The sequence below is a fragment of the Clostridium sp. KNHs214 genome (assembly GCF_000744935.1).
Taxonomy (GTDB): Bacteria; Bacillota; Clostridia; order Clostridiales; family Clostridiaceae; genus Haloimpatiens.
In genome coordinates this window covers 1,348,031-1,373,106 of sequence record NZ_JQMW01000011.1, presented here as the reverse complement: position 1 = coordinate 1,373,106, position 25,076 = coordinate 1,348,031, and the positions used below count along the sequence as shown (strand labels likewise).

General features: G+C 38.2%; 11 protein-coding genes, 2 tRNA genes and 6 rRNA genes. 2 read left to right on the top strand and 17 right to left on the bottom strand.

Annotated elements, in window-relative coordinates; all coding sequences use genetic code 11:
- Positions 1-194: 194 nt before the first annotated feature.
- The 3 genes from CC89_RS15010 to CC89_RS14995 form a co-directional block, all read right to left on the bottom strand.
- The gene (locus tag CC89_RS15010) at positions 195-1,691 is read right to left on the bottom strand and encodes a glycine betaine uptake BCCT transporter (RefSeq protein WP_035293379.1); all 1,497 of its coding nucleotides are present in this window, start codon (positions 1,689-1,691) and stop codon (positions 195-197) included.
- A gap of 310 nt (positions 1,692-2,001) precedes the next feature.
- Entirely contained in the window at positions 2,002-3,312 is a 1,311-nt protein-coding gene (gene grdH / locus CC89_RS15000) for a betaine reductase selenoprotein B (RefSeq protein ID WP_081897065.1), read from the bottom strand.
- A 12-nt stretch (positions 3,313-3,324) separates the two neighbouring features.
- Positions 3,325-4,650: a glycine/sarcosine/betaine reductase component B subunit gene (locus tag CC89_RS14995; protein WP_035293376.1), complete on the bottom strand. Its 1,326-nt coding sequence runs from the start codon at positions 4,648-4,650 to the stop codon at positions 3,325-3,327.
- A 725-nt stretch (positions 4,651-5,375) separates the two neighbouring features.
- On the opposite strand from CC89_RS14995, the gene CC89_RS14990 reads away from it, so the two are divergent.
- Positions 5,376-6,029 (top strand): TetR/AcrR family transcriptional regulator, encoded by a 654-nt coding sequence (locus tag CC89_RS14990; RefSeq protein ID WP_035293375.1) that lies wholly within the window; start codon positions 5,376-5,378, stop codon positions 6,027-6,029.
- A gap of 224 nt (positions 6,030-6,253) precedes the next feature.
- On the opposite strand, the gene CC89_RS14985 is transcribed toward CC89_RS14990, so the two are convergent.
- From CC89_RS14985 to tsaA, 6 genes are all read right to left on the bottom strand, one after another.
- A tRNA-Lys gene (locus CC89_RS14985) sits at positions 6,254-6,329 on the bottom strand.
- A 10-nt stretch (positions 6,330-6,339) separates the two neighbouring features.
- Positions 6,340-6,456, bottom strand: a 5S ribosomal RNA gene (rrf, locus tag CC89_RS14980).
- Positions 6,457-6,611: 155 nt separating this feature from the next.
- A 23S ribosomal RNA gene (locus tag CC89_RS14975) occupies positions 6,612-9,516 on the bottom strand.
- A 413-nt stretch (positions 9,517-9,929) separates the two neighbouring features.
- Positions 9,930-11,440: ribosomal RNA gene (locus CC89_RS14970) — 16S ribosomal RNA — on the bottom strand.
- The 16S, 23S and 5S rRNA genes sit together here with 1 tRNA gene alongside, the layout of an rRNA operon.
- A gap of 508 nt (positions 11,441-11,948) precedes the next feature.
- Positions 11,949-12,692 carry a peptidylprolyl isomerase gene (locus tag CC89_RS14965; RefSeq protein ID WP_035293374.1) on the bottom strand — a complete coding sequence of 248 codons (744 nt, stop codon included), beginning with the start codon at positions 12,690-12,692 and terminating at the stop codon, positions 11,949-11,951.
- Between the two features lie 81 nt (positions 12,693-12,773).
- Positions 12,774-13,178, bottom strand: a complete 405-nt coding sequence (gene tsaA, locus CC89_RS14960; protein WP_035293373.1) for a tRNA (N6-threonylcarbamoyladenosine(37)-N6)-methyltransferase TrmO — start codon at positions 13,176-13,178, stop codon at positions 12,774-12,776.
- A gap of 571 nt (positions 13,179-13,749) precedes the next feature.
- Between tsaA and CC89_RS14955 the strand changes: the two genes are divergently transcribed.
- A complete protein-coding gene (locus tag CC89_RS14955; RefSeq protein WP_051931820.1) occupies positions 13,750-14,691 on the top strand; it encodes an N-acetylmuramoyl-L-alanine amidase family protein in 942 nt (313 codons plus the stop codon).
- A 65-nt stretch (positions 14,692-14,756) separates the two neighbouring features.
- Here the strand turns inward: CC89_RS14955 and CC89_RS14950 are convergent, their stop codons facing one another.
- The 8 genes from CC89_RS14950 to CC89_RS14910 all read right to left on the bottom strand — a co-directional run bounded on the left by CC89_RS14950 (position 14,757) and on the right by CC89_RS14910 (position 24,775).
- Complete coding sequence (locus tag CC89_RS14950; RefSeq protein WP_035293372.1) at positions 14,757-15,071, bottom strand: YbjQ family protein; 315 nt, start codon at positions 15,069-15,071, stop codon at positions 14,757-14,759.
- 449 nt (positions 15,072-15,520) lie between these two features.
- Positions 15,521-15,596 (bottom strand) — tRNA-Lys (locus CC89_RS14940).
- Between the two features lie 10 nt (positions 15,597-15,606).
- A 5S ribosomal RNA gene (rrf, locus tag CC89_RS14935) occupies positions 15,607-15,723 on the bottom strand.
- A 169-nt stretch (positions 15,724-15,892) separates the two neighbouring features.
- Positions 15,893-18,797: ribosomal RNA gene (locus tag CC89_RS14930) — 23S ribosomal RNA — on the bottom strand.
- 413 nt (positions 18,798-19,210) lie between these two features.
- Positions 19,211-20,721 (bottom strand): 16S ribosomal RNA (locus CC89_RS14925).
- A gap of 380 nt (positions 20,722-21,101) precedes the next feature.
- Positions 21,102-22,535: an MATE family efflux transporter gene (locus CC89_RS14920; protein WP_035293370.1), complete on the bottom strand. Its 1,434-nt coding sequence runs from the start codon at positions 22,533-22,535 to the stop codon at positions 21,102-21,104.
- 120 nt (positions 22,536-22,655) lie between these two features.
- Positions 22,656-23,594 (bottom strand): GNAT family N-acetyltransferase, encoded by a 939-nt coding sequence (locus tag CC89_RS14915; protein ID WP_502685634.1) that lies wholly within the window; start codon positions 23,592-23,594, stop codon positions 22,656-22,658.
- Positions 23,594-24,775 carry an MFS transporter gene (locus tag CC89_RS14910; RefSeq protein ID WP_035293368.1) on the bottom strand — a complete coding sequence of 394 codons (1,182 nt, stop codon included), beginning with the start codon at positions 24,773-24,775 and terminating at the stop codon, positions 23,594-23,596. Before CC89_RS14910 ends, CC89_RS14915 begins: the two co-directional genes overlap by 1 nt.
- Positions 24,776-25,076 lie beyond the last annotated feature (301 nt).

The following is a 25,076-nucleotide window of genomic DNA, read 5'->3' as shown; positions in this document are numbered from 1 at the left end:
ATTTTTTAGAGATAGTTTTATTTTTTAGGTTTGATATATTATTAAAGTAGTTCACTAACATAAATAAAGTTCTTGATTTCAGATAGTGTTTTTACCCTATCTGAAACTTAGAAATCGCTATCCAATGGCTTGGTTCCCTTTATCTACCATTTCGATAAAATATGAGAGTACTATGGTAAGTAGCCCTGGATAAATTAAATTTTTTCTTCTCTTAAAGCTTTCATAAGGGATATACATGCAAATATCATTACAAATATAAATGGAAAGGCTGCTGCTACAGATGCTGTTTGAAGTGCTTTTAACCCTCCTGCAAATAAAAGAGCTGTAGCAAGTAATGCTTGTATAAGGCCCCATAATATTTTTTTGCTATTGCTTGGATTTAAGTCTCCTTCTGAAGTAAACATTCCTAATACAAAAGTAGCTGAATTAGCTGATGTTATAAAGAAAGTACATAGTAGGAATATGGCTATTAGCGAAACTATAACTCCCATTGGATAGTTTTTCATTACTGCAAAGAATGCTGTTTCCGGTTTTGCTGCAATAGCCTTTAATGCTTCTAATTTTGCTTTACCTGTAATTCCAAGATCCATTCCTAAGCTTCCAAATATGGAAAACCATACAAAAGATGCTATAGACGGTGCTACTATTACTCCCATTACAAATTCTTTTATAGTTCTACCTTTGGATATACGAGCTATGAAAGTGCCCACAAATGGTGCCCATGCTATCCACCATGCCCAATAAAATATCGTCCAACCATTTAACCATGAGTTGTCACCAAAAGCGTTTATACCTAAACTATCCTGTATAAAAGTTCCTATATATGAGCCCATACCATTAGTAAGGGAATTTATCATTTTTAATGTAGGTCCAATAAAGAAAGATAATACAACTAACAATACCGCTGCCCATAGATTAATATCTGATAATAATTTTATACCCTTTTCTATACCACTCACTGCAGTCCATATGAATATAGCTGTTACTACACCTATTATAGCTAATTGAACTAGTTTTGTTTCTGGTATATTAAAGATATAATTTAATCCACTGTTTATCTGAAGTGTACCTAGTCCCAAAGAAGTGGCAACTCCTGCTACTGTAGCAAAAACAGCTAAGATATCTATTAACTTTCCTATAGGTCCACTAACTTTTTCTTCTCCTAGAAGAGGTATGAATATACTGCTTATTAGACCTGGTTTATTTTTTCTAAACTGAAAGTATGCCAAAGCAAGACCTATTATGCTGTAGTTTGCCCATGGATGAAATCCCCAATGTTTAAAGGAAACCTTCATGGCAAAATCAGCAGCTTCTGCTGTGCCTGGTTTTATTCCTGGCGGTGCTACAAAATGTGATAATGGCTCCGCAACTCCCCAGAAGACTAATCCTATACCCATGCCTGCCCCAAATAACATAGCGAACCATGAAGCTGTGCTAAAATCAGGTTTTGAGTCATCCGATCCCAATTTTATCTTTCCATATTTACTAAAGGCTAAGCCTATGGCAAATACTACGAAAAATAACATAGATATTAAATATGTCCAACCAAAATTCTCAGTTAAAAATGAATATATTGAGCTGGCTGCGTCATTGAACTTATCTGGAATTGTAATACCCAATAAAACGATTGCAAATGTTATAACTAAGGAAATATAGAAAACTTTATTATCTTTAGTCTTTGACCTATTCATTTTATACCTCCCTTATAATATAATAACGACACTACCTATATGACTTGTAAAAATAGCTTGAAATTTATTATCCAGTGGCCTATCCATCGCTATCTGCCACCTTGCTAGAGGATAGTATGTTACGATAGATAGCCCATAGGATATAAGTTCACAAAACTAATATTACCCTGATACTCTACTTGTATTCTCTGAAAAGCCTACCCCACTATAGGCTTTCAGTTCATGCAACCATATTTTTATAGTTTCATGATGTTGTAAATTTTAAACCAAGCTTTCAATCATCTTATAAAATAACTTTCTTCTCTACACTTTAAAATTTAACTTTAAAAATTGTTTGTTCTTTTACATCTGTAGTAAGAGCATCTAGTGCTACCCCTACTCTGTGATAACGTAATTTCCATTGTTCTTCCTTAGTAGTTGCTGGGTCTCCCAATGGATATGGTATTGATATAGTTGGAACTATTTTGTTTGATCCAACAGTTTTTGCAACTGGTATTAAGTTAGCCATTTGTACTACAGGGAAACCTGCTCTTTCTATTTCTTTAACCATCGTTGCACCGCAACGAGTACAAGTTCCTCATGTAGAAACCATTATAACTCCATCTACATTAGCTTCCTTTAAGTATTCTACTATTTCTTTAGCCATTCTAGCAGCTTCAGCCTGTGTAGTACCTGTTCCTACTGTTGAATAGAAATAGTCATGAAGTTTTCCTATTTTTCCTTCCTTTTCATATGCCCTTAAAGCATCTATAGGGGCAATTACATCTGGATCCGCATCTGCAGCTGCAGGGTCAAAACCAGCATGTATTGTCTTGAAAACTCCTCCCTTTAAATCATCTACCCCAGCAATGTTATATCTTCCCCATCTAGTAGCTGATGCTGATTGAATTCTGTCTGGGTTATCTACAGGTACTATACCACCTGTGTTTACTAGAACAATAGTAGCTTTACTTAAATCCTTTATAGCTGGTGCTATAGGGACTCTATCTGCCTTAGGAATTGGAAGTTCTGTATTAAACTCCTCACCTTTTAATTTCTTAATAAGCATCTCAACAACTCTCTCTGATGCTGGTTTTGCATCAGAAAGCCAAACTTGATGTCTTATACCTCTTCCATAATATCCTTCTTCTTCAGCACTTAATAATTCTTCACCTTTTAATATTTTGTTTCCAAAGTTAGCCATAGCCTTTATATCTGCTTTCATCTTAGCCGCACTATGTCCACCTTTGAATACATACATTTCTTTCCTAAACATTTCTACTCCAGGATTTTCTATATGCATAGAGGTTATAACTGGTACATTAAATTTTTCCTTTACAGCCTTACATATATGACCGCAAGCTGCTCCATATCTTCCTGCTTGGAATGCTGGTCCTGCAAAGAATATATCAAATTCTAAACCTTCTAATTCTTTTATTATTCTCTCTACTGCTTCCTCTTGATGAGAGCCCATAAAGTTATCTCCACATATAATTGTATGAGTAACCTCTGCTTCTAACTCTGCATTAAGCTGCATAGCAGGTCCTACTAATCCTTTTCTTACTTCTGGTTCAAAATCTGCTTTATCTTCTCCACCAATTTGTCCAAAGAATTGGTTTACATACATTATAGCCTTTTTCACTTAAAACACCTCCTAGTATTCTCTCATAGTCTTAGGTGACCATCCTATTACTTGGTCTCCACAGAACATTGCATTATTTTCCATAATTATTGATCCATCTGGTCTTACAGAAGGCCCTAGTATTTCATCGCCGGCCCATCCTCCTGATAATCCATCTCTTCCCAATGACTCTAACTCACCTAATACTGTTTCCATTGGAGGTAACTCTATAAGTTCTGAAACATTTCCACAAGAAACTATAGCGTTTGCTTTTTCATCTAATGAAACAAGAGGTTGAGAGTTTCCATCTCTTCCTGTACATTCATTTGTTATTCCTACAGTCTTCACTCCTGCATCTTCTAATGCTGCTATACATGCTATAAAGTCTGCATCTGGATTTCCATATCCCTCTTCTGCAACTATTGCACCATCTGCTCCAAGTGATTTAGCCATTTGTGCTACAAATAGCGCTGATCTTTCCTTTTGTTCTAGAGCAACATTTAAGTTTGACATTATAACTCCCAGGAAGTTTATAGATTTTCCATGCTCCTCATATAATTTTTTAATAGTAGGACAGTTTTGGAAATCATATGTTGCCCATTTAGATGAACACGGCATAAAACTACCAGAAATAATAGCTCCATCTAAAACTTCATTTGGATGCATAAATGTAGGAACCATTCTATTTGTATCCCAACCATATAGCAAGTCATTATACCCTAGCTCCTCCATTTGAGATTGTGGTTGCATTACATATACCATTGAAGGTAATTTTTGTACCTCATCACTTCTTTTAGTAACTGGTTCTAATTCATATGTCTCTACTTCTTCAGGATTTAAATCCTTTACACACTGAGCAATAAATTCTGCAAGTTTATGTCCAGCCATTCTTAATGCTTTATTTTTCTTCTGTTGCTCTCTTTTTTCAAATTCTTCATCTGTATCTGCTACAAGAACTATATTCTTTAACTGAGAGAAGTAAGTATATTTCGCTCCTTCTCCACTCATATCTATTAATCCATCTTGGAATCCACCCCAGTGTTTACCCACAACTATAACTGAAGTTCCCTTTAGTGCATGTGTTTGTCCATATCCTGCTTGAGCTAATTCTCCTGTATATCCAGGAAATAAGGTCCTTCCATCTGGTCTAACTCTAGGCTCTATAGCCTCTTTAACAGGAACTAATCTTACCTTGTCTCCTGGTTTTACAATATAAAGCTCAGCTTCTGTTATGTGTTCATCCTGCATTACAAAATCCAAAGCCTCTCTTTTACTGATTGTTAAAATTCCGTCATTGTATGATGTCTTTTCCCCAAAGACAACATCTTTTACATAAAAGTTGCCTATTTCTAATTTCATTTTTCTGCACTCCCTTCATTTTTATACTACCCTAATTTGTTAACCAATAAGTTTATTAGTTATTTAATTACCTTAGAATCCTGCAGTTTTTTGTTACTTTTTATTATTACATATAACTTTTTATTACTTTTTGTTACTCTGATTATATCATAATCGTGATTATATATACAATCGGATTATCTAATAATCATGATTATATTTTCTAATAATTGAGTATTTTCAGTATTTAGAGCTTCATAAATTGATAAATATTATACTATTAATTGATTATTACTAAATTCATCTAATATTAATTTTCAAGAAATGGATTTAGCAATTATAATTTAGCATTAAACTTTATTTATAAAGATTATGCTTTTTAAAAATTATATTTCAATTTTAAATTACAGCTTTCTGCTAAATTATGTTATAATAAGTTGTTGCAATGTAATTGCCACCTACTCACAACAACTACAAAACTTGTGTTATATTTAATGTAACATTTTCAATAGGACAGTATAACATTGTTTTGATATTTTTATTTTTGTAAAATCTAATTCATTGAGTTATGAGTTGTGCAATAATACACAATATTATTGTTCCTAATTTTAACTATATATACTACTTTAAATTATCTTTTACATATTTAATCTTAAAAATAATATGATATCCATTTCCAACCTACAGTACATTAAAATATTTGGCATAATCATATTAAAATAAATTTTGACTTAATGGTGATAATAATGATTAAAAAAACTTTACAACAAAAAAGAATGATGAGCTATTTTATTGATGCAGCAAACCAAATAATCCAAAGCGATGGTATGGAGAATGTCACCATACGCAAAGTGGCTGATATTGCAGGATATAATAGCGCAACCTTATACAACTATTTTAAAAATCTAGACCACCTTATACTATTTGCTTCAATGAAATATTTAAAGGAATATGTTGAAAATCTTCCTGAGTATATAAAAGGAGCAACAAATTCTTTAGATAGGTATTTTTTGATATGGGAGTGTTTTTGTAATCACTCTTTTAGGAGACCTAAAATATATAATTTAGTATTTTTCTCTGAATTTAGCGATACTTTAAATGATACTATATCAGAGTACTATTCAATCTTTCCTGATGAATTAGCGGATTCATCCTTAAATCTAAATTCTATGCTACTCGGAAATACATTATATAAGAGAACATTATCTATTCTAGATAATTGTGTAAAAGATGGCTTTATATCTGCTGAAAATGTACATGAAATAAACGAAATGTCTATTTTAATATATCAAGGCATGCTTAATAAAATATTAAGTAAGAACCCACCCTATACTGTGGAAGAGAGTATAGATAAGACTTTAAAATATTTTAAACAAATAATAAAATCCTATTCAAAATAACCTTTATTTTAGATGTTAGAATAAATTCTAACATCTAAATATCGTTGTGAATTACCACCGAAACAAGCAACATTGCCTTCTTAGCAGAGAATTTGCTTTTTAGACTTCATTTAACCTAATCTTATATAGTTAAAATATAAGTTGTATAATATCTTTACTAAAACAAATGATAATATATATCAAATTAATATAAAAAAACGTATCTCTAAATGAGATACGTTTTTTGGTGATCTACCGGGGAATCGAACCCCGGACACCATGATTAAAAGTCATGTGCTCTACCGACTGAGCTAGTAGATCAAAATAAATAACCTGGCGACGACCTACTCTCCCACAGGGCTTCCCCTGCAGTACCATCGGCGCTTTGAAGCTTAACCGTCCTGTTCGGAATGGGAAGGGGTGTTACCTTCAAGCCATAATCACCAGATGCTATAGTTCTTAGGTCTTTAGACCTTAGACATATAGTACTCCTCAGCTCTGCTGAGCGAGTTTCCTTTAAAAGAACTTATTGTTCTTTCAAAATTGCACAGTGTGGAAAATCTTTTAATTGTCAACTGTCAATCACTAATTGTCAGTTATATTTTGATCAAGCCCTCGACTTATTAGTATCGGTCAGCTGAACATGTTACCATGCTTACACCTCCGACCTATCAACCTGGTAGTCTTCCAGGAGTCTTACTAGCTTACGCTATGGGAAATCTAATCTTGAGGTGGACTTCACGCTTAGATGCTTTCAGCGTTTATTCCTTCCCAACATAGCTACCCAGCTATGCCACTGGCGTGACAACTGGTGCACCAGAGGTTGGTCCATCCCGGTCCTCTCGTACTAAGGACAGCTCCTCTCAAATTTCCTACGCCCGCGACGGAAAGGGACCGAACTGTCTCACGACGTTCTGAACCCAGCTCGCGTGCCGCTTTAATGGGCGAACAGCCCAACCCTTGGGACCGACTTCAGCCCCAGGATGCGACGAGCCGACATCGAGGTGCCAAACCTCCCCGTCGATGTGGACTCTTGGGGGAGATCAGCCTGTTATCCCCGAGGTAGCTTTTATCCGTTGAGCGATGGCCCTCCCACGAGGAACCACCGGATCACTAAGCCCGACTTTCGTCCCTGCTCCACCTGTATGTGTCGCAGTCAAGCTCCCTTCTGCCTTTACACTCTGCGCGCAATTTCCGACTGCGCTGAGGGAACCTTTGGGCGCCTCCGTTACTTTTTAGGAGGCGACCGCCCCAGTCAAACTGCCCACCTAACAATGTCCCGTGACCAGATTCATGGCCTCCGGTTAGAATTTCAATACTGTCAGGGTGGTATCCCAAGGATGACTCCACAGAAGCTGACGCCCCTGCTTCTAAGTCTCCCACCTATCCTGTACAGACAATACCGAAATTCAATGCTAAGCTACAGTAAAGCTCTACGGGGTCTTTCCGTCCAATCGCGGGTAGAAGGCATCTTCACCTCCAATTCAATTTCACCGGATTTGTTGTCGAGACAGTGCCCAAATCATTACGCCATTCGTGCGGGTCGGAACTTACCCGACAAGGAATTTCGCTACCTTAGGACCGTTATAGTTACGGCCGCCGTTTACTGGGGCTTAAGTTCAAGGCTTTGCTTACGCTAACCAATCCCCTTAACCTTCCAGCACCGGGCAGGCGTCAGCCCCTATACATCAGCTTTCGCTTTAGCAGAGACCTGTGTTTTTGCTAAACAGTTGCTTGGGCCTATTCACTGCGGCCTACTCTCGTAGGCACCCCTTCTCCCGAAGTTACGGGGTTAATTTGCCGAGTTCCTTGACAACAATTCTTCCGCTGGCCTTAGGATTCTCTCCTCATCTACCTGTGTCGGTTTGCGGTACGGGCACCATTTTCCTCGATAGAGGCTTTTCTTGGCAGTGTGGAATCGGATACTTCGCTACTAAAATTTCACTCCCCATCACACCTCAGACTTAAGACTGAACGGATTTGCCTGTTCAATCATCCTAAGTGCTTAGACGCACATCCATCAGTGCGCACATCCTATCCTACTGCGTCACCCCATTTCTCAAACGGATCATGGTGGTATCGGAATATCAACCGATTGTCCATCACCTACGCCTTTCGGCCTCGGCTTAGGTCCCGACTAACCCTGAGCGGACGAGCCTTCCTCAGGAAACCTTAGATTTTCGGCCAATGAGATTCTCACTCATTTCTCGCTACTTATGCCAGCATTCTCACTTCTGTACAGTCCACCGCTCCTTACGGTACGACTTCAACCCGTACAGAAAGCTCCCCTACCATATACATTGTATATCCATAGCTTCGGTGGTAAGTTTGAGCCCCGGACATCTTCGGCGCAGGATCTCTTGACTAGTGAGCTATTACGCACTCTTTAAATGAGTGGCTGCTTCTAAGCCAACATCCTAGTTGTCTTAGAAATCCCACATCCTTTACCACTTAACTTACACTTTGGGACCTTAGCTGATGGTCTGGGCTGTTTCCCTTTTGACCACGGATCTTATCATTCGTAGTCTGACTGCCAGGATAAAAGTAAATGGCATTCGGAGTTTGATAAGGTTCGGTAAGCGATATGCCCCCTAGCCTATTCAGTGCTCTACCTCCATTACTCATTACCTGACGCTAGCCCTAAAGCTATTTCGGGGAGAACCAGCTATCTCCGAGTTCGATTGGAATTTCTCCGCTATCCACAGCTCATCCCATGGTTTTTCAACACCAACGCGGTTCGGTCCTCCGCGGAATTTTACTTCCGTTTCAACCTGGCCATGGATAGGTCACTCGGTTTCGGGTCTACAGCATGCAACTAATCGCCCTATTCAGACTCGGTTTCCCTGCGGCTCCGCACCAAAAGTGCTTAACCTTGCTACATACCATAACTCGCTGGCTCGTTCTACAAAAAGCACGCCGTCACACATGTAAAGTGCTTCGACAGTTTGTAGGCACACGGTTTCAGGTTCTATTTCACTCCCCTCCCGGGGTTCTTTTCACCTTTCCCTCACGGTACTTCTTCACTATCGGTCACTAGGTAGTATTTAGCCTTGGGAGGTGGTCCTCCCAGCTTCCCACAAGGTTTCACGTGTCTCGTGGTACTCTGGAGTAGATCTTACTTATATTTCTTTTACCTACAGGACTATTACCTTCTGTGGTAGAGCGTTCCAGCTCTCTTCGATTAGAAAATCTAAGCTTTTATGATCTATCCTCAACCCCTAAATCCGAAGACTTAGGTTTGGGCTCTTTCCCGTTCGCTCGCCGCTACTTAGGAAATCGATTTTTCTTTCTCTTCCTCCGGGTACTTAGATGTTTCAGTTCCCCGGGTTTGCCTCTGTATACCTATGAATTCAGCATACAGTACTCAGCGTAGCTGAGCAGGTTGCCCCATTCGGAAATCTGTGGCTCACAGGTTATTTGCGCCTACCCACAGCTTATCGCAGCTTATCACGTCCTTCGTCGGCTCCTAGTGCCAAGGCATCCGCCATGCGCCCTTTGTAGCTTGACCTGTATAATTTGTCAAAATCTCTGATTTTGTAACAAATTAACACTCATCAGCTCTGCTGATTGAGTTTCCTTAACTTATTTCAAGATCTTTGATTTTGTTGCAAATTAACACTTATTAGATTTAACTAACAAGTTTGTTTCTATAATTGATTCTCCAGTGAAATCATCACAATTGTAATAATTTCTACTTTTCTTCACTGTGCAATTTTCAAAGAACATAAGCAGATGTTCCAAATCTATGATTTGGTACAGTCGCTTAGTTAAACATAAGCAGGTATTCCAATTTTTAATTTGGTATAATCGCTTAAGTGTTTAACTTCATTTGAGAGATCTGGTCTCTCAAAATTAAACAGAGATATCAGTGAACTTGTCATAATTTATGAAAAGGTGACTTCCTTTTCATGTTCTCCTTAGAAAGGAGGTGATCCAGCCGCAGGTTCTCCTACGGCTACCTTGTTACGACTTCACCCCAATCACTAATCCCACCTTCGGCCGCTGGCTCCTTACGGTTACCTCACGGACTTCGGGTGTTACCAGCTCTCATGGTGTGACGGGCGGTGTGTACAAGGCCCGGGAACGTATTCACCGCGACATTCTGATTCGCGATTACTAGCAACTCCAGCTTCATGTAGGCGAGTTGCAGCCTACAATCCGAACTGAGATCGGTTTTTGAGATTTGCTCCACCTCACGGTCTTGCGTCTCTTTGTACCGACCATTGTAGCACGTGTGTAGCCCTAGACATAAGGGGCATGATGATTTGACGTCATCCCCACCTTCCTCCTGGTTAACCCAGGCAGTCTTGCTAGAGTGCTCAACTTAATGGTAGCAACTAACAATAGGGGTTGCGCTCGTTGCGGGACTTAACCCAACATCTCACGACACGAGCTGACGACAACCATGCACCACCTGTCTCCAAGTTCCCCGAAGGGCACTACCGTGTTTCCACAGTATTCTTGGGATGTCAAGTCTAGGTAAGGTTCTTCGCGTTGCTTCGAATTAAACCACATGCTCCGCTGCTTGTGCGGGCCCCCGTCAATTCCTTTGAGTTTTAATCTTGCGACCGTACTCCCCAGGCGGGGTACTTAATGTGTTTACTGCGGCACCGAGGTTGGACCCCCGACACCTAGTACCCATCGTTTACGGCGTGGACTACCAGGGTATCTAATCCTGTTTGCTCCCCACGCTTTCGTGCCTCAGCGTCAGTTACAGTCCAGAAAGCCGCCTTCGCCACTGGTGTTCTTCCTAATCTCTACGCATTTCACCGCTACACTAGGAATTCCGCTTTCCTCTCCTGCACTCTAGATGCCCAGTTTGAAATGCAGCACCCAAGTTGAGCTCGGGTATTTCACATCTCACTTAAACATCCGCCTACGCACTCTTTACGCCCAGTAAATCCGGACAACGCTCGCCACCTACGTATTACCGCGGCTGCTGGCACGTAGTTAGCCGTGGCTTCCTCCTCTGGTACCGTCATTATCGTCCCAGATAACAGAGCTTTACAACCCTAAGGCCTTCATCACTCACGCGGCGTTGCTGCGTCAGGGTTTCCCCCATTGCGCAATATTCCCCACTGCTGCCTCCCGTAGGAGTCTGGACCGTGTCTCAGTTCCAATGTGGCCGATCACCCTCTCAGGTCGGCTACGCATCGTCGCCTTGGTAAGCCTTTACCTTACCAACTAGCTAATGCGCCGCGGGCCCATCTCAAAGCGGATTGCTCCTTTGATTACAGAACCATGCGATTCCATAATTTTATGCGGTATTAATCTCCCTTTCGGGAGGCTATTCCCCTCTTTGAGGCAGGTTGCCCACGTGTTACTCACCCGTCCGCCGCTAATCCATCCCCGAAGGGATTTCATCGCTCGACTTGCATGTGTTAGGCACGCCGCCAGCGTTCGTCCTGAGCCAGGATCAAACTCTCAATTTAAAGTTTAATCTCAAACTCAAATTCACTGACTTTATGATTTACATCTTTATCTCTGTTTAATTTTCAAAGACCATTTTTCTCTGCCGCTTCAAGCGACTTAATTATTATATCATTTGTAAATTGCTTTGTCAACATATCTTTTAAACTTTTTTAAACTTCATAAGTTTGTTTTGAGTTTATAATTTGTCTTCAAAGCTCATTTTAAGTTAATCATCTTCGCCACATTTCAACGACGTATTTTATAGTATCATATATGTTGCATTAATTATAGCTTAGAAAATCCCATTGTATCAAATTAAATCATATATACTTTATATTATTAAATTTTTATACTATTTTCTGATACCGATACGCCGGGTAAAGTATAAATAAAAATGGGGCTGTCACACTAAGAATAACTCCTACGATATATTGTGTTAACCTTATACTTGCAAAACAATATATTGCATATGAATCTCTTAATGCGGCAGCCACATTTTCTAATTAATATAGCTATTTAATAACCTTATTATTGAACCTTAACATCATACTTTGATTTCAACTCTTCAACATTCTTTAAATATTTTTCACTTTGTTTATCTTGAAGTAATTTGTTCTTTATAAATTCTTTTACTTCATTTAATCCTTTTATACAACTTTCAGTTTTTTCTTCAACTTTTACTAGATGATATCCAAATTGAGTTTTAACAGGTTCACTTATAACCCCTTTTTCTATAGAGAATGCTACTTTCTCAAACTCAGGAACCATTTGCCCTCTACTAAAGCTGCCTAAATCTCCACCTTGTTGTTTAGACGGACATTTTGAATATTTTTCAGCTGCTTCTTCAAAAGCTAATCCTTCACTTATTTCTTTTGCAATTTTTTTAGCTTCATCTTCTGTATCAACTAATATATGTTTTGCTGTTACAGATTCAGGTGATTTAAATTGCTCTTTATTTTCTTCATAAAATTTCTTTATTTCCTCTTCAGCTATTTCAATTCCACTTAACATCTTTTGAACTGAATATTGTATTAATGCATCCTTTTTAATCATTTCCATCTGAGCTAGGAATGCTTCATCTTTTTCTTCTCCATTTTCTTTTGCACTATTATAAATTAATTCAAAAGATATCATTTGCTCTAATAATTGTTTTTTGCCCATTTCTGATGCATAATAACTTCTCTGGTTTGCTGGAACTCTCATTAAAGCGTTTTGCAAGTCACTTTCTTTTATTTCTACTCCATTTACAACTGCTAGAACTTTATTGTCCATATTCATTTTCTCCTTTTAATTTTATATGATATAAATATAATAACATATATATTAAAGCATGTGAAACTTTGTTTATATACCCTAAGGATTTAATTTCTCATTGTAAGGTTTTATATCTAAAACAGGGGTACCATCTAACATATCCACACCTTCAATGATTATCTTATTTTCTTCTACTTCCAATATTTTCACTATAGACATACCTATAGCATTAGGTCTTCTAGGCGATCTAGTAGCAAAGACTCCTTTTTTCTCATCACTCCAGGGAGTTTTTGTCATAAGATCAAAACTCTCCGATTTATTAAAATAAAACAGAACTATTATATATGTTAGCTTCTCTAGATCATTTAAACCTTGCTTATATTCATCCTTTATATGTATAATTGCTTTTTTATCTTTAGCATAAATACTTTGAGGAGGAATTTCTTTCAACTCTTTAAATGGCGATTTTACATATCCAATAGGATTAAATTCTATAATTTCCATAAGTTCATCTCCCATATTAAAATATTATATACACTTGTATTTAAGCTACCTTAAATTATAAATACTTAATATTAAGTATAACATACAACTTGCATACCCATATGCCAATTTAAAATCTAAATTACTAACTTATTTACTTTGAATTTATACTTTTTATTTGTTTTTATTTATATTATGATTATCCCACAATAAGGTACAATGTAGTGGAATTATGAAATTTCTCCTCCATGACTTGCATAAGAGCTCGGAACAATAAATTTAATTTAAGAAATTCTAATCTTTTAGCCATATAAAATTATCTAACGCTCACATTCAGCGTCCTGCCTCAGGTTCGCTAGCCTGGCGTCCTTTTAAGGCTTACGATAATTTTATCTGTCTAAAAGAAGAATTTCTAAAATTAAATTTAAACAGTTCCTTTGCTTCTTATGCAAGTCATTCCAGAGAAATTTCATAATTCAGGTAATATAATGCTTTTTGTGGTATAATCATATTATTATTTGAAATAAACCCATATTTGTGTAATAATTTTTTATATACTAAAAATTTAAAATTATACTATTTGGAGGTCCCTATGAATATTTTTATAAAAAAGTTATCTATTGCTTTATGTGCGCTATATATGAGTACACTTCTTGTTTCTTGTAATAAAACAAACATAGATATAAATACTGATATAAATGCTACTACAACTACAGCCAAACCTGAAGTTAGTACATCAACGGTAAAAACTAAAAATATCACTGCTAAAAAACCCATTATAAGCAAGCAAATCACCCCTTCAAAACCAAAAATATCAGATAAAGGTTCTAAAAATCCCAATGATAATAAATCTGGTAGAACTACACCTGACAGCAGTAATAAAACATTGCCGAAAGCTTCTACGAAATCTTTATCAAAAACTATAGTTATTGATCCAGGTCATGCAAATAGAAGCAACTTAGAAAAAGAAAAGTTATCCCCTAATTCTAATATACTTAAAATAAAAGATGGTGGTGGAGCTCAGGGAATTATAACCAGGACTCCTGAGTATGAAGTAAATATGATTGTAACTAAATTATTAAAAAGGGAGTTAGAATCAAAGGGTTATAATGTTATACTTACAAAAACAAGTCACTCAGAATCCTTAGGTAATGTAGATAGAGCAGAAATAGGAAACAAAAACCATGCAGATTTAGTTATACGAATTCATGCAGATTCCGCGGAGAATTCTTCAGCAAATGGCGCTTCTATGCTTGTACCTGCCGCTGTAGGGTATGCTAAAAATATATGCACTATAAGCCAAAAATACGGTCAAACCATATTAAACCAATTAACAAAAGAAGTTGGTATTAAAAATAGAGGTATAAGCATAAGAGATGATATGACAGGATTTAATTGGTCAAAAGTTCCGGTTGTTTTAATTGAAATGGGATTTTTATCAAATCCCCGAGAAGATAAACTTCTTAATTCACCAAATTATCAAGCCAAAATAGCAGCTGCTTTAGCCAGAGGAATATGCCAAAGTATAAAATAAGCGGCTCATAAATATAATAATAAAACCCTAAAGATAAAAATGTATCATCTTTAAGGTTTTATTATCTAATCTACAAATTTAACTGCTGTCCCATAAGCTATAACTTCTGCTGCCCCTTGCATTATTGCACTACTGGCATATCTTATATTCACAACAGCATCTGCACCTAAGCTTTCTGCCTCTTCCGCCATTCTCTTTGTAGCTATTGCTCTTGCTTCATCCATCATTTCTGTGTATGAAGTTATTTCTCCCCCAACTAAAGTTTTTAAACCGCTCATAATATCTTTTCCAGCATGTTTTGATCTTACTGTAGACCCTTTTACCATACCTATCATGCTTAAAGTTTTTCCAGTAATATAATCAGTATTTACTAATATCATCTTTTTTCTCCTCCTTAATCTCTTTAATCCTTTCGGCTGCATTAAAAATTAACACTCCCATTAACGCTAAAAAAATAATTAAAACCAACATTATAGCGAATTTATTAATAATACTTATTGAAGAAATTACACTTACAGCGTATAGCAGAAATATTAATAAAAAAATAATAGTTATTATTATAGTTATTATTATGCTTCCCATATAAATCTCCTAAAACTTTTATAGATTGTTATTCACTCTTACCATATTGATTCTTTCTTATAGAAATCTCAAAAATTCTAATACAAAAAAATTGAAAGCTTATTTCACATAGTAATAATTGGTTTATATGATAAAATTATATCATAATATAATAAAAAAATATAATCTTTTTATGTATCCATGAATGTTTTATTGTAATATTAACAATAAATATAAAAAAACGTACCTCTAAATGAGATACGTTTTTTGGTGATCTACCGGGGAATCGAACCCCGGACACCATGATTAAAAGTCATGTGCTCTACCGACTGAGCTAGTAGATCAAAATAAATAACCTGGCGACGACCTACTCTCCCACAGGGCTTCCCCTGCAGTACCATCGGCGCTTTGAAGCTTAACCGTCCTGTTCGGAATGGGAAGGGGTGTTACCTTCAAGCCATAATCACCAGATGCTATAGTTCTTAGGTCTTTAGACCTTAGAAATATAGTACTCCTCAGCTCTGCTGAGCGAGTTTCCTTTAAAAGAACTTATTGTTCTTTCAAAATTGCACAGTGTGGAAAATCTTTTAATTATTAACTGCCAATTATAAATTATAAATTATAAATTGTCAGTTATATTTTGATCAAGCCCTCGACTTATTAGTATCGGTCAGCTGAACATGTTACCATGCTTACACCTCCGACCTATCAACCTGGTAGTCTTCCAGGAGTCTTACTAGCTTATGCTATGGGAAATCTAATCTTGAGGTGGACTTCACGCTTAGATGCTTTCAGCGTTTATTCCTTCCCAACATAGCTACCCAGCTATGCCACTGGCGTGACAACTGGTGCACCAGAGGTTGGTCCATCCCGGTCCTCTCGTACTAAGGACAGCTCCTCTCAAATTTCCTACGCCCGCGACGGAAAGGGACCGAACTGTCTCACGACGTTCTGAACCCAGCTCGCGTGCCGCTTTAATGGGCGAACAGCCCAACCCTTGGGACCGACTTCAGCCCCAGGATGCGACGAGCCGACATCGAGGTGCCAAACCTCCCCGTCGATGTGGACTCTTGGGGGAGATCAGCCTGTTATCCCCGAGGTAGCTTTTATCCGTTGAGCGATGGCCCTCCCACGAGGAACCACCGGATCACTAAGCCCGACTTTCGTCCCTGCTCCACCTGTATGTGTCGCAGTCAAGCTCCCTTCTGCCTTTACACTCTGCGCGCAATTTCCGACTGCGCTGAGGGAACCTTTGGGCGCCTCCGTTACTTTTTAGGAGGCGACCGCCCCAGTCAAACTGCCCACCTAACAATGTCCCGTGACCAGATTCATGGCCTCCGGTTAGAATTTCAATACTGTCAGGGTGGTATCCCAAGGATGACTCCACAGAAGCTGACGCCCCTGCTTCTAAGTCTCCCACCTATCCTGTACAGACAATACCGAAATTCAATGCTAAGCTACAGTAAAGCTCTACGGGGTCTTTCCGTCCAATCGCGGGTAGAAGGCATCTTCACCTCCAATTCAATTTCACCGGATTTGTTGTCGAGACAGTGCCCAAATCATTACGCCATTCGTGCGGGTCGGAACTTACCCGACAAGGAATTTCGCTACCTTAGGACCGTTATAGTTACGGCCGCCGTTTACTGGGGCTTAAGTTCAAGGCTTTGCTTACGCTAACCAATCCCCTTAACCTTCCAGCACCGGGCAGGCGTCAGCCCCTATACATCAGCTTTCGCTTTAGCAGAGACCTGTGTTTTTGCTAAACAGTTGCTTGGGCCTATTCACTGCGGCCTACTCTCGTAGGCACCCCTTCTCCCGAAGTTACGGGGTTAATTTGCCGAGTTCCTTGACAACAATTCTTCCGCTGGCCTTAGGATTCTCTCCTCATCTACCTGTGTCGGTTTGCGGTACGGGCACCATTTTCCTCGATAGAGGCTTTTCTTGGCAGTGTGGAATCGGATACTTCGCTACTAAAATTTCACTCCCCATCACACCTCAGACTTAAGACTGAACGGATTTGCCTGTTCAATCATCCTAAGTGCTTAGACGCACATCCATCAGTGCGCACATCCTATCCTACTGCGTCACCCCATTTCTCAAACGGATCATGGTGGTATCGGAATATCAACCGATTGTCCATCACCTACGCCTTTCGGCCTCGGCTTAGGTCCCGACTAACCCTGAGCGGACGAGCCTTCCTCAGGAAACCTTAGATTTTCGGCCAATGAGATTCTCACTCATTTCTCGCTACTTATGCCAGCATTCTCACTTCTGTACAGTCCACCGCTCCTTACGGTACGACTTCAACCCGTACAGAAAGCTCCCCTACCATATACATTGTATATCCATAGCTTCGGTGGTAAGTTTGAGCCCCGGACATCTTCGGCGCAGGATCTCTTGACTAGTGAGCTATTACGCACTCTTTAAATGAGTGGCTGCTTCTAAGCCAACATCCTAGTTGTCTTAGAAATCCCACATCCTTTACCACTTAACTTACACTTTGGGACCTTAGCTGATGGTCTGGGCTGTTTCCCTTTTGACCACGGATCTTATCATTCGTAGTCTGACTGCCAGGATAAAAGTAAATGGCATTCGGAGTTTGATAAGGTTCGGTAAGCGATATGCCCCCTAGCCTATTCAGTGCTCTACCTCCATTACTCATTACCTGACGCTAGCCCTAAAGCTATTTCGGGGAGAACCAGCTATCTCCGAGTTCGATTGGAATTTCTCCGCTATCCACAGCTCATCCCATGGTTTTTCAACACCAACGCGGTTCGGTCCTCCGCGGAATTTTACTTCCGTTTCAACCTGGCCATGGATAGGTCACTCGGTTTCGGGTCTACAGCATGCAACTAATCGCCCTATTCAGACTCGGTTTCCCTGCGGCTCCGCACCAAAAGTGCTTAACCTTGCTACATACCATAACTCGCTGGCTCGTTCTACAAAAAGCACGCCGTCACACATGTAAAGTGCTTCGACAGTTTGTAGGCACACGGTTTCAGGTTCTATTTCACTCCCCTCCCGGGGTTCTTTTCACCTTTCCCTCACGGTACTTCTTCACTATCGGTAACTAGGTAGTATTTAGCCTTGGGAGGTGGTCCTCCCAGCTTCCCACAAGGTTTCACGTGTCTCGTGGTACTCTGGAGTAGATCTTACTTATATTTCTTTTACCTACAGGACTATTACCTTCTGTGGTAGAGCGTTCCAGCTCTCTTCGATTAGAAAATCTAAGACATTATGATCTATCCTCAACCCCTAAATCCGAAGACTTAGGTTTGGGCTCTTTCCCGTTCGCTCGCCGCTACTTAGAAAATCGATTTTTCTTTCTCTTCCTCCGGGTACTTAGATGTTTCAGTTCCCCGGGTTTGCCTCTGTATACCTATGAATTCAGCATACAGTACTCAGCGTAGCTGAGCAGGTTGCCCCATTCGGAAATCTGTGGCTCACAGGCTATTTGCGCCTACCCACAGCTTATCGCAGCTTATCACGTCCTTCGTCGGCTCCTAGTGCCAAGGCATCCGCCATGCGCCCTTTGTAGCTTGACCTGTATAATTTGTCAAAATCTCTGATTTTGTAACAAATTAACACTCATCAGCTCTGCTGATTGAGTTTCCTTAACTTATTTCAAGATCTTTGATTTTGTTGCAAATTAACACTTATTAGATTTAACTAACAAGTTTGTTTCTATAATTGATTCTCCAGTGAAATCATCACAATTGTAATAATTTCTACTTTTCTTCACTGTGCAATTTTCAAAGAACATAAGCAGATGTTCCAAATCTATGATTTGGTACAGTCGCTTAGTTAAACATAAGCAGGTATTCCAATTTTTAATTTGGTATAATCGCTTAAGTGTTTAACTTCATTTGAGAGATCTGGTCTCTCAAAATTAAACAGAGATATCAGTGAACTTGTCATAATTTATGAAAAGGTGACTTCCTTTTCATGTTCTCCTTAGAAAGGAGGTGATCCAGCCGCAGGTTCTCCTACGGCTACCTTGTTACGACTTCACCCCAATCACTAATCCCACCTTCGGCCGCTGGCTCCTTACGGTTACCTCACGGACTTCGGGTGTTACCAGCTCTCATGGTGTGACGGGCGGTGTGTACAAGGCCCGGGAACGTATTCACCGCGACATTCTGATTCGCGATTACTAGCAACTCCAGCTTCATGTAGGCGAGTTGCAGCCTACAATCCGAACTGAGATCGGTTTTTGAGATTTGCTCCACCTCACGGTCTTGCGTCTCTTTGTACCGACCATTGTAGCACGTGTGTAGCCCTAGACATAAGGGGCATGATGATTTGACGTCATCCCCACCTTCCTCCTGGTTAACCCAGGCAGTCTTGCTAGAGTGCTCAACTTAATGGTAGCAACTAACAATAGGGGTTGCGCTCGTTGCGGGACTTAACCCAACATCTCACGACACGAGCTGACGACAACCATGCACCACCTGTCTCCAAGTTCCCCGAAGGGCACTACCGTGTTTCCACAGTATTCTTGGGATGTCAAGTCTAGGTAAGGTTCTTCGCGTTGCTTCGAATTAAACCACATGCTCCGCTGCTTGTGCGGGCCCCCGTCAATTCCTTTGAGTTTTAATCTTGCGACCGTACTCCCCAGGCGGGGTACTTAATGTGTTTACTGCGGCACCGAGGTTGGACCCCCGACACCTAGTACCCATCGTTTACGGCGTGGACTACCAGGGTATCTAATCCTGTTTGCTCCCCACGCTTTCGTGCCTCAGCGTCAGTTACAGTCCAGAAAGCCGCCTTCGCCACTGGTGTTCTTCCTAATCTCTACGCATTTCACCGCTACACTAGGAATTCCGCTTTCCTCTCCTGCACTCTAGATGCCCAGTTTGAAATGCAGCACCCAAGTTGAGCTCGGGTATTTCACATCTCACTTAAACATCCGCCTACGCACTCTTTACGCCCAGTAAATCCGGACAACGCTCGCCACCTACGTATTACCGCGGCTGCTGGCACGTAGTTAGCCGTGGCTTCCTCCTCTGGTACCGTCATTATCGTCCCAGATAACAGAGCTTTACAACCCTAAGGCCTTCATCACTCACGCGGCGTTGCTGCGTCAGGGTTTCCCCCATTGCGCAATATTCCCCACTGCTGCCTCCCGTAGGAGTCTGGACCGTGTCTCAGTTCCAATGTGGCCGATCACCCTCTCAGGTCGGCTACGCATCGTCGCCTTGGTAAGCCTTTACCTTACCAACTAGCTAATGCGCCGCGGGCCCATCTCAAAGCGGATTGCTCCTTTGATTACAGAACCATGCGATTCCATAATTTTATGCGGTATTAATCTCCCTTTCGGGAGGCTATTCCCCTCTTTGAGGCAGGTTGCCCACGTGTTACTCACCCGTCCGCCGCTAATCCATCCCCGAAGGGATTTCATCGCTCGACTTGCATGTGTTAGGCACGCCGCCAGCGTTCGTCCTGAGCCAGGATCAAACTCTCAATTTTAAGAATTTAATCTCAAACTCAAATTCACTGACTTTATGATTTACATCTTTATCTCTGTTTAATTTTCAAAGACCAGTTTTCTCTGTCGCTTCAAGCGACTTAACCATTATAGCATTTAACTTTTTTCTTGTCAACGCATTTTTAGACTTTTTTCTTAACTTTTTAGTTTGTTTTAAACTTATACGTTGTTTTAAAAGTTTATTTTGCGTTGAACTTCTTCGCCGTGTTTCAGCGACGTGTTTTATAATATCACGTATATTGCTATGCTTTTGTACTTTATATCCACATATGATTATATTATTTTTTATTTACTTTAATTTATTCTGTTTTTCTTAATATTTAACATATGGACACGCTAGGAACAGTTATCATAATTTCAATTACACCTTTACCCTTTGCCACTTTCCACTTCTAAACCTAAAAAATAAAAGAGTACCTCTAAATATCAAGTCTATAGTCATAGCAATCCATGCTCCTACTAGTCCGTATCCCAAAACTATGGCAAAAACATAGGCTAGTGTTAATCTCACGCCCCAAATTCCTAAAACTGTTATAACTAAAACACTTCTGGTATCCCCAGCTCCACGTAATCCCCCTGCAAATCCCATACAACCGGCTAAAAATGGTTGAGAAATTGCAACTATTCTGAGACACCAACGAGCATTTCCTATTATTTCAGGATCCCTTGTGAAAAGTTTTAAGAATATATCTGGAAATAAAAAAAAGAAGATTCCCACTGTACCCATAAAAAGAGCACCCATTTTTACTGACATAAAGCCACTTTTTTTAGCTATATCTGGTTTCTTAGCTCCTAAATATTGTCCTACCAAAGTAGTTGCTGCTAAAGCAAATCCAAAACCAGCGTTAAATGAAAGCGATTCTGCTGTTAATGTTATTCTATGTGATGCATAAACTACTGTACCTAAACTAGCTACTATTCTAGCAAAAAGTAATTGCCCAAATCGCATGAAAAATTGTTCTATAGCTGCAGGTATTCCTATGTTAAATATTCTTTTTATTATTCTTAAATTTACTTTTAACTTATCCTTTAAATCTATCTTCACTAAAACTCTACTACTAAATACTAAATATAAAATAATACATCCTCCAATTACTCTGGAGATAGTTGTTGAAATACCTGCTCCTGCAACACCAAGTCCTGCACCAGGTATTGTGATATCTATACTTTTACCTACTAATGGCAAATTAAAAGAAACGTCTCTTGTTTCATATATTAAAAAGAAGTTTCCTATTATATTTAATATGTTGCATCCACCATTTATGTACATTGGAGTCTTGGTATCCCCACTTCCTCTCAAAACTCCTGACATTATCATAGTTATTATCATCATTGGAAGACCTAAACTTGTTATCTTAAAGTAGTTAGTTGATATAGGTATTACTTCCTTCTCTGCTCCCATTAGTATTATTATATTTTGGGCTAGAAGCAACGCTAAAGTTGTAAAAATAATGGCCATTAAAACACTCATTATTAAAGACTGCTTGGCCACTTCACCGGCTTCCTTAATCTTTTTAGCTCCAATAGCTCTTGCCACTAGAGCAGTAGTACCTACACTCACTGCTGCAAATATAGACATAGCAGTCATCATAGGCATATCACTAAGCCCTACTGCCGCAATAGCTGCAGCACCAAGACTTCCTACCATAGCCATATCCGCAAAGCCCAACAAAGTCTGCATAACCATTTCCATTATGGCTGGTAATGCTAATCTAAATGTATCCCTAGCTAGATTGTTTTCATTTAATTCTTTAATTGATTTTGAACTTTCCAAAGTATGTTTAGATTCTCCCATATGTACCCCCTATTATAACTGCCGTAAAAAATCATTCTCCCTTATACTATTTTACGTTAATTTTCCCAACATTTCAACAATTCTTGACTTTACATATTTGTAATACAACTTATTTATTTTTTACTTACTAACATTGTAAAAGCTTATATGGTCTCTCCATTTTCCATTTATAAAAAGATAATTTTTATTCAAACCCAATTCTTTAAAACCACAAGCTCGCAGTACACTTTGAGATTTACCATTGTCAACTAATGTAGACGCCTCTAATCTATGCAGTCCCATTTCCGTAAAGCAGTAGTCTACTACCAAGCTCAAAGCTTCTTTCATATATCCCTTACCTTGCTGCTCCTTATCAATAGAATATCCCACAAAAGCATTTTTAAATACTCCATATATAATATTTGAAACTTTTATAATGCCTACAAATTGTTCTTCTTCATATATTCCAAATTCTATCTCTACTCCATTCAGGTAATTTTTATAACTTTCCATAAGGTTTCTTTTTTGATATTCTAAAGAATAAAAGCTTTCATCTCTAGACGGTTCAAATGACATCAAATAATTCTTATTTCTTACATAGTAACTTAATACTTCATCTGCATCTTCTGGAGTTAAAACTTTCAAACTTATCTTTTTACCTTGAAGTTTTAAAGGTATTCTTCTTATATTACTTTCATAAGACCTATAATCTATTCCGAATATTAGTTTTGAAAATCTTTCCCCGTTCTCCTCAATACTATCCTCCAATATTCCTTCTAATTTAAATCCTAAATTAATAAAAGCCCTTAAATCCACTTCTTCGTTTACTATTACATTTATTTTATAAATATTCATTTTTTTAAACAGTGAAATCATCATTAAACTAAGAGCATTTTTTAAACTCTCATATGCTCTTTGGCTATATCTATAAAAGTTTAACTTGAAACAACAATATTTATTTTCTTTATCCAATTCCGTTATAAAAATCCTGCCTATTGTTATTCCTGCTGCATCTTTTATTATATATTCCTTATCCCTTCCATTGACTAGTTCTAAAAGTACACCGCCCTTTTCCATAATTACTTATCACTCCTACAACATAAAATGTCTTTTGTTCTTATATGTATAAGTGCCATAAAGATTATTGATATAAATAAGCTTATAGGTATTAAATAAAATGCATATCTATATCCTATGGTATCATTAAGCTTTCCTATAACTACACTAACCACCATATTTATTGCAGATGCTGCAGTTACCACAGTACCAGTTATGGCAGATACTTTTTTTGAAAATACCTTGCTTATGGTTAAAACTGTAGTAGGGAAAATTATAGAGAAAAATAATCCTGAAATTGATATTAAAATAAGTCCCTTTTCCCCCATGAAAAGAGCTAAAGTATATATTACAAATGCTATAAATAGAGATTTTATCATCGTATTTACATATCCAAATTTCTCTACCACTGCTCCTCCTAAAAGTCTTCCTAGTGTTAACATTCCAAAGAAAATAGAAAGGTATGTAGCACTGGTTGCTTCATTATATCCATATACGTTTTTAATATAATTTATAAGCCAACTACCCGTTCCCATCTCTGCACAAACATAAAACCCTAATGCAATAATGTAGAAAAATATTAAAGTCTTATCCACTTCTCCACTTTCCTTATTTTGCGATGCCTTATGTACATCCGGAACTTTCAAAAATATAAATATAACTAATAAAATTACAAATGCCACTGCCATATATAAGTAAATATTTCTCCAACTAACTCCTTTATTTATAAGATCTCCTGCCATTTTAGGCCCTACACTAGCTCCTAAGCCATAACAAAAATGTGTTACATTCATAAGTATTGCTTGAAAACTTAATAGTAACACTGGAATTAATGTATTTACAGCTATGCTTGTAAAAGCTAAACCTAAATTCATTATAAACATACCTAATAACAGAACTTCAAATATACTAGCTTTTATAAATATACCTAAAGAAACTATCATGGTTATTATTCCTATTGATAAAACCTTCTTTTGCCCTACTTTTTCACAAAGCAATCCTCCTATAAATGTAGCAATAACATACCCTAAAGAACCTATAAAAAGAAAAATTCCTATATTAGTATCTTTAACTCCAAATTCTGATTTAAACACAGGGATAAGTACCCCCCTTATATTTTCTGATATGGCATTCATAATCATAAGTAAGAATATAAAAAATATTATTATGAATGTACTTTTATTATTTGTTGCTTTTTTCTCCATACTAAAAACCTCCTTCCATAAATAACATTGTATATTAAACTGGTAAAATGTTAAATAAGTATTTAACATCTTTCTGTAAACCTGTTTCAAAATATAATAAAAATAGTTATGTTGATATTATAATGCTAAATAATTTCTTTTTTTATATACTTATTATATAATATTATTAATTGTGAACTAAAAAATATTGTTACTGCTGCTAAATAAATCTTTTAGTAACTATTCTTTAGGAATGTTATAGCATCATATTCTATACAGTATACAGTATACCGTATAGAATAATCTTATATTACCAATAAAT